We start from the raw sequence: 11,751 nt of genomic DNA, 5'->3' as shown, positions 1-11,751 counted from the left end.
GATTGAAAAATAGAAAATCCTCCTTTTCGTAGCGATTTATCTTTTTTCCAAGTCTTCCGGACGGGTTCAATTCCTTTCTTTCAGTTTCTTACGTAACCATTAAACCAGACTGTTTCATCAAGTCAGGTCAAATTCTGGCTACACTCTTTCAAACAGGGCTAGGACGGTTGCCCGTCCTTTCATCTTTCTTAACCCTTGTTTACTTGCTTATAGATTGCCGCCTTGATTTTCTCTACGTTTGGCAATACTGCGTTTTCAAGAATGTTTGCGTAAGGAACTGGTACATCGTCTGAAGCGATACGGATGATTGGTGCATCCAAGTAGTCAAAGGCTTCGCTTTCTGTGATGATTGATGCGATTTCACCAATGAAACCACCTGTTTTGTAAGCATCGTTGACCAAGATAACCTTACCAGTTTTCTTCACAGATTCGATGATCAATTCTTTATCCAATGGGATAAGGGTACGAGGGTCAACCACTTCTACGCTGATGCCTTCAGCAGCTACTTCTTCAGCAGCTTTCAAGGCACGTTCCAACATACGACCGTATGAAATGATAGTTACATCTGTACCTTCACGTTTGATTTCACCTTTACCAAGTGGAATGTAGAAATCAGGATCCAAGTTCACTTCTTCTTTCTTACCGTAAAGAGCTTTTGGCTCCAAGAAGATAACTGGGTTGTTGTCAAGGATAGATGATTTCAAGAGACCTTTTGCATCGTTCGCTGTACCTGGTGCAACAACTTTGATACCTGGGATGTGGGTCAACCAAGCTTCAAGAGATTGTGAGTGCTGTGCCGCTGAACCGATACCTGATCCAGATGCCACACGGAAGGTTACAGGTGTTTTCAAGCCACCACCAAACATATAGTTGGTTTTAGCCGCTTGGTTAACAATCGCATCGAGGGCAATTGTGATGAAGTCCATGAAAGTCAAGTCAACGATTGGACGAAGACCTGTTTGAGCTGCACCAACCGCAGAACCAGCGATTGCTGCCTCAGAGATAGGCGTGTCGCGAACGCGTTTTGGACCAAATTCGTCCAACATACCAACAGATGTACCGAAGTCACCGCCGTAGATACCGACGTCTTCACCCATCAAGAATACTTTTTCATCCTTACGCATTTCTTCGCTTTGAGCCAAGTTAATCGCTTCACGCAAGGCCATTACTTTTGTTTCAGCCATTTTAAAATTTCTCCTACTTATATCAAAAATTTTCTTCAATCTGGACAGTAGACTAATCCACGAAAACGTCTTCGTAAGCTACTGAGATGTCTGGATCTGGGCTTTCTTGTGCGAATTTCACAGATGCTTCTACTTGTTCTGCAACTTGTGCTTCGATGGCATCCAATTCTTCGTCTGTCGCAATCTTGTTTTCTGTCAAGTATTTACGGTATTTCTTAAGTGGGTCTTTTGCTTTCCACTCGTTGACTTCTTCTTTGGTACGGTAAACACCAGCGTCGGCAGTTGAGTGACCAAACCAGCGGTATGATTCAACCTCAACCATTGCTGGTCCGTTTCCTGCACGAACGTATTCGATGACTTCTTGCATTTTCTCATAAACAGCAATGACATCGTTACCATCCTCAACATAGTGACCTGGCATACCGTATGCAGCAGCACGTTGGTAGAGGTGAGGAATCTTAGTTGAATAAGAAATATCTGTTGAGATACCGTAACGGTTGTTGGTGATGAAGAAGATAACTGGCAAGTTCCAAACAGCTGCCAAGTTCATTGACTCATGGAATGAGCCTTCGTTTGTCGCTGAGTCACCTGAGAAAGCAATAACGATATTATCTGTACCAAGGTATTGTTGAGTAAGGGCAGCACCAACTGCAAGAGCATAACCACCACCTACGATACCATTTGAACCAAAGTTTCCTTTTTCAACGTTTGCCAAGTGCATGGAACCACCACGACCTTTAGATGTACCAGTTGCTTTACCAGCAAGCTCAGCCATCATACCGTTAATGTCAATCCCTTTTGCAATAACGTGACCGTGACCACGGTGGTGTGAGAAGATGATGTCTTGGTCTGTCAAACCAGCGATTGGACCAACCGCAGCCGCTTCTTCACCAACTGAGAAGTGAGTCATACCTTGTACAAAGCCACGACGCACCAATTTGTTCAATTTCATATCAACATCACGGATTTGTTGCATTTTTAGGAACATATCCAAGTGTTGTTCTTTTGAGATAGATACCATAATTTCCTCCAAAGGTTTTTCTCGTTCTGTAATATGATAGACCAATATTTCACAAATGGCAAATAATTGAACCGTTTTCTACTTACTGAAATTTTTGTGAAGAAGCCTGATTTAGTGCGTTTTTTCACAATTCAACATTCTTTTGCCTACACCTTTTGAAATAATTTTCACAAACTATAATCTAAACTTGTCAGCCTCCATCCTTTCTGTTAATATAAAGAAGGAGGTGCGTATGGAATTCGATCTATTTCTTATCATTTGCAACTACATTGGTACTATCGCTTTTGCTGTTTCAGGTGCCATAAAAGGTTTTAAGAAAAATCTAGATATTTTTGGGATTAGCCTGCTCAGTATTATTACAGCTGTGGGCGGCGGCATTATCCGCGACACCATGGCCAATCGTATTCCAGCAGCTTTAACAGATCCAAAAGCCATCTACCTTTCTATAGGTGTGGCCATTATCATGTATATCATTGTCATCAATCTAAAGCAGGATCAGCCACTTGATAAAAAGATGGTTCATTTTCTTTCCCAGATTAATCTAGTCTTTGATGCTATCGGACTAGCTATCTTCGCCCTTATCGGTGCCAATACTGGCGTTGACCTTCAACTAAACGCCATGACAACTGGAATACTAGCGGCCCTGACAGGTGTTGGCGGCGGGATTGCCCGTGATTTATTGGTCAATGAAACTCCCATTGTCCTTAAGGAAGATGTTTATGCTGTTCTAGCCTTCTTTTCTGGTGTTCTCTACCACCTTTGCATTGTCGATTGGCAATTACCACAAATTCCGACCTTTATCAGTATTTTTACCATTAGTCTGATTATTCGGCTCTTGGTCATCAAGTATAAAATCAACCTCCCAAATATGGATAGAAAACGAAAGGCCTGAGTTGCTCAACTCAGACCTTTTTGTTTTTAGTCAATCTTACCATCGAGCACCAGGACCTGTTGCTACAATCTGGCTAATTTGTTCACCATTAACCCTTACTGTACCACCTGTCAATTCAGCAGTTCCATCGAAGTCGAAGGCTGATGTTGGAGCTGTCACATCAATGGTACCACCTGAGATGTAGATATCTCCATTAGCATCGAAGGCATCTGTATCACCACTACCTACTGCAACTTTCAAGTCACCACCTGTCACCTTGATAAAGATGTCTGTCGAAGTTGTGCTTGCAGCGTTAATGGCATCATCTGAACCGTAGACATCTAATGTACCGCCATTGATGGTAATATTGGTTCCTTCAAGGGCTTCAAGAGATTCAGGTACTGTAATGGTACCACCATCGATGGTCAATGCAGTTTCTGCTTTGATACCATCATCGCCTGCTTTAACAGTGATTTCACCACCTATAATCGTTGTATATCCTTTAGTTGTATCTGTGTCATTGGTTGATTTGATACCATCACCACCTGCAGTTACATTGATTGTTCCGCCATTGATAGTCAATGAATCTTTACCACGAATACCATCATCAACTGCTGTCACAGTAATGTTGCTAGAATTTACCACAAGGTCATCTGTTGATACGATACCATCTTGGAAATTACCTTCAACTGTCAAGTTACCATTACCAGTAATGGTCAAATCAGCTTCAACATGGATGGCTCCTTCGATGTTTGTATCTGAGTGATTGCTGGTATCTTTTACTGTGTTGCTTGTCCCGTCCTTGATTTCCAACTCAACATTATCCGCCTTAATCACATTGATAGCAGCGGTGTCCGAACTTGAAATATCAGCACCTGCTAAAATGATTCGAACATTAGCATCTGTTTCAACCATCACACCTGCTGTTGTTGAACCAGTCAGGATGTAAGTACCACCTTCTGTAATCTTCAAACCATCATTTGACAAGGTTACTTCTGTTGTTGGAAGAGCTGACCAGTCAATCGATGAAGAACTTGAATTAGATGCTGTCGAGTTGTTTGAACCTGTCGCTGACTGACTCGTAGTTACAGAACTTGATGTTGTTGTCGAACTAGAAGCTGTCGAGCAAGCCGCCAAGACACCAAGACTCATAAGAGTAACACCAGAGTAGAGAAGTTTTTTTAGATTTGTTTTCATAATGTAGATTCCTTTTCTTTCTTTAGGAAGTTTTGGTTGCCTTCCTGATATGCTCTCAGTTTACTCCCCATTCCTAAAAGAAAGATTAAAGATAACAAAAAGAAAACTTAAAGTAAATTTTCAGTAAAGCCAGCAAAAAAGACTGATAGCCAGTCTTTAACATCTCTTATTTTTCTAACTTTGTCCAAGTTAAGCTTGTCAAATCCAGTAAGGCACCCGTTTCTGGTCTACTGTCATACTCCGCAACTTTCTTCAAACCAGGAATCATGGCATTGTATTGGTAAGTACGATACACACCATTCCCTTCAAATAAATAGGTTCCGTCCTGCAAGGGATAGAGCTGCGCATCTGGACCGATCTCCAAGCCGGTATTCCTGAAATTATCTATTAGTCGCAAACTCTCTCCAGAGAGCTGGGTGTAGAGATCAATTAAAACATATTCTCCTGATTTATCTAAAGCTAAAAGCAACTCCTCTGCTCCATCATGATTGATATCATACAAACTATAAAATAGTCCGCTATATTCTTTCCCTTGGCTAGTTAATAAACTCAGGTAGCTACTGACCTCATCTTGATTTATTGCTTCTGCCGCTTGACCTAGGTTTGCTTGATAGCGCTCAATAACGGATTGATAAATCGTCGGTACCGCTTGAGCAACCGTAGATGAAGTGTCAGTTTGTGCTTCGGAACTAGACGAAGTTTCTGTACTGGTTGAAATTTCCTGACTTGAGCTTGTTGAAGTTTGAACTGAACTACTGGTAGACGAACTAGAATTTTCCACTTCCTTTGTCTGATTCGATTGACAAGCAGCCAACAAAACAAGACTTGATACCAGGATGAACTTGGTAAGAACTTTTTTCATATGATACTACTCCACCTTCTCTTTTATCTAAGTATACCATCTTTATTGTTATTTGTACACGTTTACACGATGTAATAAATCATATTTAGAGGTACCCTAAAAAACAGACAGTATCTTACCGAAACAAGAGTCAAATTAGAAAAAGCCGAATGTTTCCACTCGACTTTCCTATCTTATACTCAATGAAAATCTGATGTTGATTTTCGAAGAGTATTAATCTTTTTGTTCTAGGGCTCGCAACATTTGGTCAATCTTGTTGCCGTACTCAATCGATTGGTCTTTTTCAAAAACCAAATCAGGAATTTTATAAAGAGTGAGCTTGCGGCCAAGTTCTCTCTTAATCGTTCCCGTTGCTTTTTCAAGACCTGTTTGGGCTTTTTGGTTGTCAGAAGCCAGGTTACTCATAATAGTATAGTAAACCTTTGCCATAGACAAATCCCCAACCATCTGGACATCGGTGATGGTCACACCTTGCACACGAGGATCGCGGACTTTCTTTTGTAAAATCTCATTGACTTCACGCTTGATTTCCATCCCTACACGGTCTGTTCGAAAATGGTTTGCCATAGTCTTTCCTTTCTAACTGAATGATAGAAAAGCTGAGTTTCCTCAGCTTTTCTTGCTGGTAGAAGGAAAGCAAGTACTTTCTATCCACCTTATTTTATATGTTGGTTGAAATAGCACCTTTTCAGGTTGACTATTTCTTAATTTCTTCCATGATGTAGGCTTCGATGGTATCATCTACACGAATGTCATTGTAGTTTTCAATCATCAAACCACCTTCTTGGGCATTTCCGACTTCTTTCACGTCATCTTTGTAACGCTTCAAGCTTGCCAATTTACCATCGAAGATCACAACGCCGTCACGGATGACACGGACACTTGAATCACGGGTAACCTTACCACGTACGACCATAAATCCACCGATAGTACCAATTTTGGATACCTTGAAGGTTTCACGGATAACTACTTCACCGATGATTTTTTCTTCGTACTCAGGATCCAACATCCCTTTCATGGCATCTTCCATCTCTTCAATCACCTTGTAGATGATGCTGTGAAGACGAACTTCTACATCATCCGCTTCCGCTTGATTGCGGGCTTCGGCAGTTGGACGAACGTTGAAACCGATGACAAGCGCATTTGATGCTTCCGCAAGAGTGATGTCTGATTCGTTAATGGCACCAACTGCTGAGTGAACGATATTAACACGCACACCTTCCACTTCGATTTTCTGAAGAGATGAAGCAAGTGCTTCAACAGAGCCTTGTACGTCAGCTTTGATGATCACATTAACTGACTTAACTTCACCTGCTTTAAGAGTGTCAAAGAGGTTTTCAAGGCTAACACGTTGGGTAGCTTGACGCTGTTTGAGAAGTGCACGTTTGGCACGTTCTTCACCAGCTGCACGCGCAGATTTTTCATCTTCGTAGACTGCAAAATGGTCACCAGCCATTGGTGTTTCGTTCAAACCAGTGATCGAAATTGGCGTTGATGGACCAGCAACCTTGACACGACGACCAAGGTCATTTGTCATAGCACGAACGCGACCGAAGGTATTTCCGACAACGATTGGGTCTTGAACATTCAGTGTTCCTTGTTGAACAAGAAGGGTTGCGACAGCACCTTTACCTTTATCCAAATGCGCTTCGATAACTGTACCGATGGCACGAACTGTAGGGTCTGCCTTGAGTTCTTGGATTTCAGCTACAAGAAGAACCGTTTCCAACAATTCATCGATATTTTGGTTGAATTTGGCAGAAATTTCTACGAACTCAGACTCACCGCCCCAAGCAGTTGAGATAACACCATGTTCAGCCAATTCACCGATGACACGCTCTGGGTTTGCACCTGGTTTGTCAATCTTGTTGATAGCAACAATGATTGGAACGTTGGCCGCTTTTGAGTGGTTGATCGCCTCGATGGTCTGTGGCATAACACCGTCATCTGCTGCAACGACCAAGATGGTCAAGTCGGTAACAGAGGCACCACGAGCACGCATAGATGTAAAGGCAGCGTGTCCAGGCGTATCCAAGAAGGTAATCTTCTTGCCGTTTTCTTCAATTTGGTAGGCACCGATATGCTGGGTGATCCCTCCCGCTTCGCCTGTTGCGACACGAGAATTACGAAGAGTATCCAAAAGCGTTGTCTTACCATGGTCAACGTGACCCATGATCGTCACAACTGGTGGACGCTCCACCATTTCCTCTTCATTGAGGTAGCCTTCTTCGACAAAGAAACGTTCGATATCGGCATTGTCGACCTCTACTTTTTCTTTGGCTTCAATTCCATAATCAACCATTAGGAGTTCAATGGTATCGCCATCAAGAGATTGGTTCTGCGTTGCCATGACACCCATGAGGAAGAGTTTCTTGACGATTTCAGCAGGCTCACGCTTGATCCGTTTTGCAATTTCTGCAACGGTCATACCAGCCGTATATTCAAATTCAGTTGGCAATTCATGGAACTTGCGTTCGGTTGCTGGTTTAGCAGGCTGGTTATTCTTGCCTTTTTTATTTTTCTTGTTGTTATTCCAGTTACTATTTCTTTGATTTCTCACTTGATTTTGACTATTTCGATTTCTTTGTTGTTTCCGTGGACCATCTTCTTCGTCACTGTTAAAGTCACGTTTTTTATCTGGTCGAGCTTGTTTCTTACGACGGGTATCTACAGCGCTTTCTGCAACTTTCTCAGGTACCGCTGCGACTGGTGTTGGTTTAACAAATGGCTTGCTTTCAATCACCGGTTCTTCAAACTTGATTTCTTTCGGTTTTTTCGGTTGCTTCTTCGCTTCTTGAGCTTGGCGGAAACGCTCCTCGCTAGTACGAGCATATTCTGCATTCTGCTCAGCTTTTAGAGCTGCTGCACGCGCTTTGAAGTCAATTTTAGGTGCCGCAGGTTTTGCAGCCTCTCTTTGCTCAAAGCGAGCTGACTGGCCTGAACGGTTATCCTGGTGACGATTGTCGCGACGGTCACCAAAACGATTGTCCTTGCGTTTATCTGAACCTTGCTCACGTCTATTATCGCGTCGGTCATTACGGTCATTATTTGGACGGTTTTGACCTTGTTGACGATTATCACGACGGTCTTGATTCTGTTTGCCTTGACCACCTTTACCTTGTGCTCGTTTAGCAGCTTGCTCCTTGGCACGCGCTTCCCGTTCTGCCTTAAAGTTACGGCTCTGTGGACGGTGAGGTGTTGCTGGTGCAGCCACCTTTGCTTCTTCCTTAGGCGTTGGCGCAGGTGCTTCTTCTTTTACAACTTCAACCTTGTTTTCAACGGGCTTTTCGACCGGCTGCACTTTCATTGCAGGTTTAGGTGCTTCTACTTTTTTGCTAAAGCTATCCGCCAAACGTTTGGCACTTGCTTCATCTACACTTGAAGCATGGCTTTTGACTTCAAAACCCAATTCTTGCGCCTTAGCAACAACTTCCTTGCTACTTACGCCTAATTCTCGGGCAATTTCATTCAATCTCTTCTTAGACAATGCCTTGTCCTCCTGTTCTATTCCATAATAGACCTCATCTTCTTTGTAAATCCAGCGTCTGTCACTGCAAGAACTTTCCTAGCCTTGCCGACAGCTGCACTCAATTCCAGTGTTGAAAACACTGTTACAACTTCTACTTGATAGGTATGACTTTTATCTGTTACTTTTTTACTTAAATTTCCAGCAGCATCGTCAGCTAGAAACACCAGCTTTGCCTGCTTTTTTTGGATGGCTTCAACAACCAGATCTTCACCTGAAACCAAGCGACCTGCCCGTTGAGCCAAGCCCAATAAATTTAAGATTTTCTGTTTCTTATTCCAGTCCAAGTTCTCTCCTCTTGACCTTGTGATCAACATAGGCAATCAATTCATCGTAGAACTCTTCAGGTACTTCCATGCTAAAGGAACGGTCAAAGACACGGCGTTTTTTAGCCTGGGCAGCTTCAGTATTATCTAGTTTGATATAGGCTCCTCGCCCATTGGCCTTGCCTGTTGGATCGATAAATACTTGACCTTCTTTATTTTTTACAATACGGAGCAAATCCCGTTTGTCGATGATTTCACCGGACACCACAGACTTGCGCAAGGGTATTTTTCTAGCTTTTGCCATGGTTGCTCCTTTTGTTCTATTCTTGTTCTTCTGTAAATTCTTCCGCGACTTCTTCTACAAGCTCTTCTGCCGCATATTGAGCAGCCTCAAATGCCTCATATTCGGAAGCAGACTTGATGTCGATACGGAATCCTGTCAAATGAGCTGCCAAACGAACGTTTTGTCCACGGCGACCGATTGCTAATGACAATTTATCATCTGGCACAACGACTGTAGCGTGCTTGCCATCTTCCGTGTCAAACAATACTTGGTCAACTTCTGCAGGTGCAAGAGCATTGTAGATAAATTCCGCTTCATCTGCTACCCACTCGATGACATCAATATTCTCCTCAGTCGGAATCATACGGTCATTCTTAGCATCGTAACGAGCTGGGTGGAATTTGCTCGTGATTTTCTTGATATTTGAACCACCACGACCAACGATCGTACCGATAGCATCCACGTTTGGATTGTGGCTACGAACAGCAACTTTTGTACGGTCACCTGCTTCACGAGCAACACTCATGATCTCAACAGTCCCATCATACACTTCAGGAATTTCCTGCTCCATGAGGCGTTTGATCATTTCTGGATGGCTACGGCTGACAAATACGTTAACCCCACGACCATTGTCTTCTACCTTGTAAACATAGACTTCAATGCGGTCATGTGATTGGAAAACCTCACCAGGAATTTGATCCTGTTTTGACAACTGTGCTTCAATGCTACCAAGGTTGACATAGATAAAACGATTGTCAAAACGCTCTACCGTACCAGACATGATTTCATTTTCATGTTGCTTGTAGGTATTAAAGGTAATGGCACGCTTTTGCTTGCGCATTTTTTCCATGATTGTCTGCTTAGCTGATTGGGCAGCTACGCGACCAAATTCTGCTGGATCTTCTGGGAACTTGATTTTATCACCCATTTCATAGGCAGTTGAGATGGCCAAGGCATCCTTGAGGCTGATTTCCAAACGGCTATCAAAGACCTCATCCACTACTTCACGGACAGTATATACGTGGAAATCAGCCTTCTTCTCATCAAACTCGATAACTGCTGACTCAGCTTGTCCATAGCGGCGCTTATAAGCAGAACGAAGTGATTCTGTCACTGCATCAATAATATCCGCCTTGTTAATACCCATGTCTTCCTCTAAAATGCGGAAGGCTTCTAGCATTTCTCTACTCATCTTAATTTCCTTTTGATAGCAAAAGGTCCTTTCTTATACTTAAATTTTAACGGCTAAACGTGCCTTGGCTACAGTCGAATATGGAATGGTCACTTCTTTTTTACGAGTCTTGTCCATATATTCCATGACCAAATCAGTTCCATCAAAGGACAGAAGGGTTCCCTCGAAGATTTTGACCTTGTCAATAGCCTGATACAGCTTGACATGAATATATTTCCCAACAGCCTGGGCAACTGCTTCTGCTGTCTTCAAGGGACGTTCTAAACCTGGACTGGTCACTTCAAGCATATACTGCTCTGGAAATGGATCTGGCTGAATCGTATCCAAAAGCGGACTAATGATTTCGGATAAATCTGCCGTATCCTGAAGGGAAATCCCTCCTTCCTTATCAATGAAAATCGATAAGACATAGTCACCACCCATTTTGCCATATTCCACATCTACCAGCTCATAAGGAGCTTGGATAGCTGGTTCAATGGTAGCCGTGACTAAATCAATAATTGATGACATAGGCACCTCCTTTTACAATTCTAACCTGCTACAATTTGCATACAGGGAAAGGGTTGACTGACGTCAACCCCCTTTTCTCTTTATTTCTATCATGTATTCTACCACAATTTCTAGCACCTGTAAAGGAAAACGATAAGAATAGACCTTGTAAACGTTCTCCATATCACGCTTGTTTGATCAATTAAATCAATTAAGCAACTGGAAAAATCATTCCGTTTCCTAAACATCTAGACCCAGGATTATTTCATTACTTTTTAATCATTGCTGAATTGTGATAAAATATCACTTAATAATTGATAGTACTCTTGCTCCTGCTCGACTTTAGCCTTATTTAAACCAAAAGTAGCAATAGCATTACCTAACTTGTTTCCAACACTGTATAACATTTTTTGACTAATTGTGTGATCTGAATTATGCCAGCGTTCCTCGCGATGCTTTCTGTTAAATTCATCCGCATGCAGTTTCTTTAGTTGCTTACTAGTACCTAACTGATCCACTTGTAGAATTTGCATACTGCCTTGTGTACGGAGTCTAAATACTAAACTAATATAATCTTTTATATGTTCTGGGTGACGCACAACCAAGCAAGCTTCTTCTTCCTTCTTGAACAAACCACCTACATTGATTTGATCAACAAAAACTTCTACTGGTAAATCTAATTTTGCAGCGCTTTCTTCGATTACTAACTTGCAAAATTCTAATGATAGTTCTGGCATATCCTCACCATTTGGGAAGTAGCTCCATTTATCTAGAAATGGTGTCAACTCTTTAAATTTAATCATATCAATCTCCTTTTAATTTATTCTTTCTATAGTATACCCCCCCCCCCCCCCCCCTCC

General features: G+C 42.2%; 11 protein-coding genes and 2 pseudogenes. 1 reads left to right on the top strand and 12 read right to left on the bottom strand.

The features are described 5' to 3' along the window. Nucleotides 1-188: 188 nt before the first annotated feature. Complete coding sequence (locus C1E58_RS07845; protein ID WP_002942393.1) at nt 189-1,184, bottom strand: alpha-ketoacid dehydrogenase subunit beta; 996 nt, start codon at nt 1,182-1,184, stop codon at nt 189-191. Nucleotides 1,185-1,236: 52 nt separating this feature from the next. Further along, nucleotides 1,237-2,205 carry a thiamine pyrophosphate-dependent dehydrogenase E1 component subunit alpha gene (locus tag C1E58_RS07840; RefSeq protein ID WP_029187403.1) on the bottom strand — a complete coding sequence of 323 codons (969 nt, stop codon included), beginning with the start codon at nt 2,203-2,205 and terminating at the stop codon, nt 1,237-1,239. A 232-nt stretch (nt 2,206-2,437) separates the two neighbouring features. Between C1E58_RS07840 and C1E58_RS07835 the strand changes: the two genes are divergently transcribed. Beyond that, the gene (locus tag C1E58_RS07835; RefSeq protein ID WP_105114461.1) at nt 2,438-3,097 is read left to right on the top strand and encodes a trimeric intracellular cation channel family protein; all 660 of its coding nucleotides are present in this window, start codon (nt 2,438-2,440) and stop codon (nt 3,095-3,097) included. Between the two features lie 36 nt (nt 3,098-3,133). Here the strand turns inward: C1E58_RS07835 and C1E58_RS07830 are convergent, their stop codons facing one another. From C1E58_RS07830 to C1E58_RS07790, 10 genes and pseudogenes are all read right to left on the bottom strand, one after another. Continuing rightward, on the bottom strand, nt 3,134-4,273 hold the full coding sequence (locus C1E58_RS07830) for a carbohydrate-binding domain-containing protein (protein ID WP_105209958.1): 1,140 nt from the start codon (nt 4,271-4,273) through the stop codon (nt 3,134-3,136). A 166-nt stretch (nt 4,274-4,439) separates the two neighbouring features. Next, complete coding sequence (locus C1E58_RS07825) at nt 4,440-5,135, bottom strand: colicin release lysis protein (protein WP_105114459.1); 696 nt, start codon at nt 5,133-5,135, stop codon at nt 4,440-4,442. 213 nt (nt 5,136-5,348) lie between these two features. Beyond that, the gene (rbfA, locus tag C1E58_RS07820) at nt 5,349-5,702 is read right to left on the bottom strand and encodes a 30S ribosome-binding factor RbfA (RefSeq protein WP_024379497.1); all 354 of its coding nucleotides are present in this window, start codon (nt 5,700-5,702) and stop codon (nt 5,349-5,351) included. A 130-nt stretch (nt 5,703-5,832) separates the two neighbouring features. Continuing rightward, nucleotides 5,833-8,043: pseudogene (gene infB / locus C1E58_RS07815) on the bottom strand (translation initiation factor IF-2); the annotation flags it as partial. 215 nt (nt 8,044-8,258) lie between these two features. Then, nucleotides 8,259-8,622 (bottom strand): annotated as a pseudogene (locus tag C1E58_RS12620) (translation initiation factor IF-2 N-terminal domain-containing protein); the annotation flags it as partial. 17 nt (nt 8,623-8,639) lie between these two features. After that, entirely contained in the window at nt 8,640-8,978 is a 339-nt protein-coding gene (locus C1E58_RS07810; RefSeq protein WP_105114457.1) for a YlxQ-related RNA-binding protein, read from the bottom strand. Next, nucleotides 8,935-9,231, bottom strand: a complete 297-nt coding sequence (gene rnpM / locus C1E58_RS07805; RefSeq protein ID WP_105114456.1) for an RNase P modulator RnpM — start codon at nt 9,229-9,231, stop codon at nt 8,935-8,937. The genes C1E58_RS07810 and rnpM overlap by 44 nt, the downstream gene beginning before the upstream one ends. A gap of 16 nt (nt 9,232-9,247) precedes the next feature. Next, complete coding sequence (nusA, locus tag C1E58_RS07800; protein ID WP_105209956.1) at nt 9,248-10,402, bottom strand: transcription termination factor NusA; 1,155 nt, start codon at nt 10,400-10,402, stop codon at nt 9,248-9,250. A gap of 39 nt (nt 10,403-10,441) precedes the next feature. Next, entirely contained in the window at nt 10,442-10,912 is a 471-nt protein-coding gene (gene rimP / locus C1E58_RS07795; protein WP_105106918.1) for a ribosome maturation factor RimP, read from the bottom strand. A 254-nt stretch (nt 10,913-11,166) separates the two neighbouring features. Beyond that, the gene (locus C1E58_RS07790; RefSeq protein ID WP_105209955.1) at nt 11,167-11,694 is read right to left on the bottom strand and encodes a hypothetical protein; all 528 of its coding nucleotides are present in this window, start codon (nt 11,692-11,694) and stop codon (nt 11,167-11,169) included. Nucleotides 11,695-11,751: the final 57 nt, after the last annotated feature.

This window comes from Streptococcus suis, assembly GCF_002964575.1.
In the GTDB taxonomy this organism is placed as follows: domain Bacteria; phylum Bacillota; class Bacilli; order Lactobacillales; family Streptococcaceae; genus Streptococcus; species Streptococcus suis_R.
The sequence above is the reverse complement of the archived record's forward strand: the minus strand, read 5'-3'. Positions and strand labels throughout refer to the sequence as shown.

Excerpts from the sequence above, each read along its gene's own strand:
- C1E58_RS07790 (WP_105209955.1), bottom strand. The coding sequence starts at position 11,694 with ATGATTAAATTTAAAGAGTTGACACCATTTCTAGATAAATGGAGCTAC.
- C1E58_RS07845 (WP_002942393.1), bottom strand. The coding sequence starts at position 1,184 with ATGGCTGAAACAAAAGTAATGGCCTTGCGTGAAGCGATTAACTTGGCT.
- C1E58_RS07835 (WP_105114461.1), top strand. The coding sequence starts at position 2,438 with ATGGAATTCGATCTATTTCTTATCATTTGCAACTACATTGGTACTATC.
- C1E58_RS07810 (WP_105114457.1), bottom strand. The coding sequence starts at position 8,978 with ATGTTGATCACAAGGTCAAGAGGAGAGAACTTGGACTGGAATAAGAAA.
- nusA (WP_105209956.1), bottom strand. The coding sequence starts at position 10,402 with ATGAGTAGAGAAATGCTAGAAGCCTTCCGCATTTTAGAGGAAGACATG.
- C1E58_RS07830 (WP_105209958.1), bottom strand. The coding sequence starts at position 4,273 with ATGAAAACAAATCTAAAAAAACTTCTCTACTCTGGTGTTACTCTTATG.
- rnpM (WP_105114456.1), bottom strand. The coding sequence starts at position 9,231 with ATGGCAAAAGCTAGAAAAATACCCTTGCGCAAGTCTGTGGTGTCCGGT.
- C1E58_RS07840 (WP_029187403.1), bottom strand. The coding sequence starts at position 2,205 with ATGGTATCTATCTCAAAAGAACAACACTTGGATATGTTCCTAAAAATG.
- rbfA (WP_024379497.1), bottom strand. The coding sequence starts at position 5,702 with ATGGCAAACCATTTTCGAACAGACCGTGTAGGGATGGAAATCAAGCGT.
- C1E58_RS07825 (WP_105114459.1), bottom strand. The coding sequence starts at position 5,135 with ATGAAAAAAGTTCTTACCAAGTTCATCCTGGTATCAAGTCTTGTTTTG.
- rimP (WP_105106918.1), bottom strand. The coding sequence starts at position 10,912 with ATGTCATCAATTATTGATTTAGTCACGGCTACCATTGAACCAGCTATC.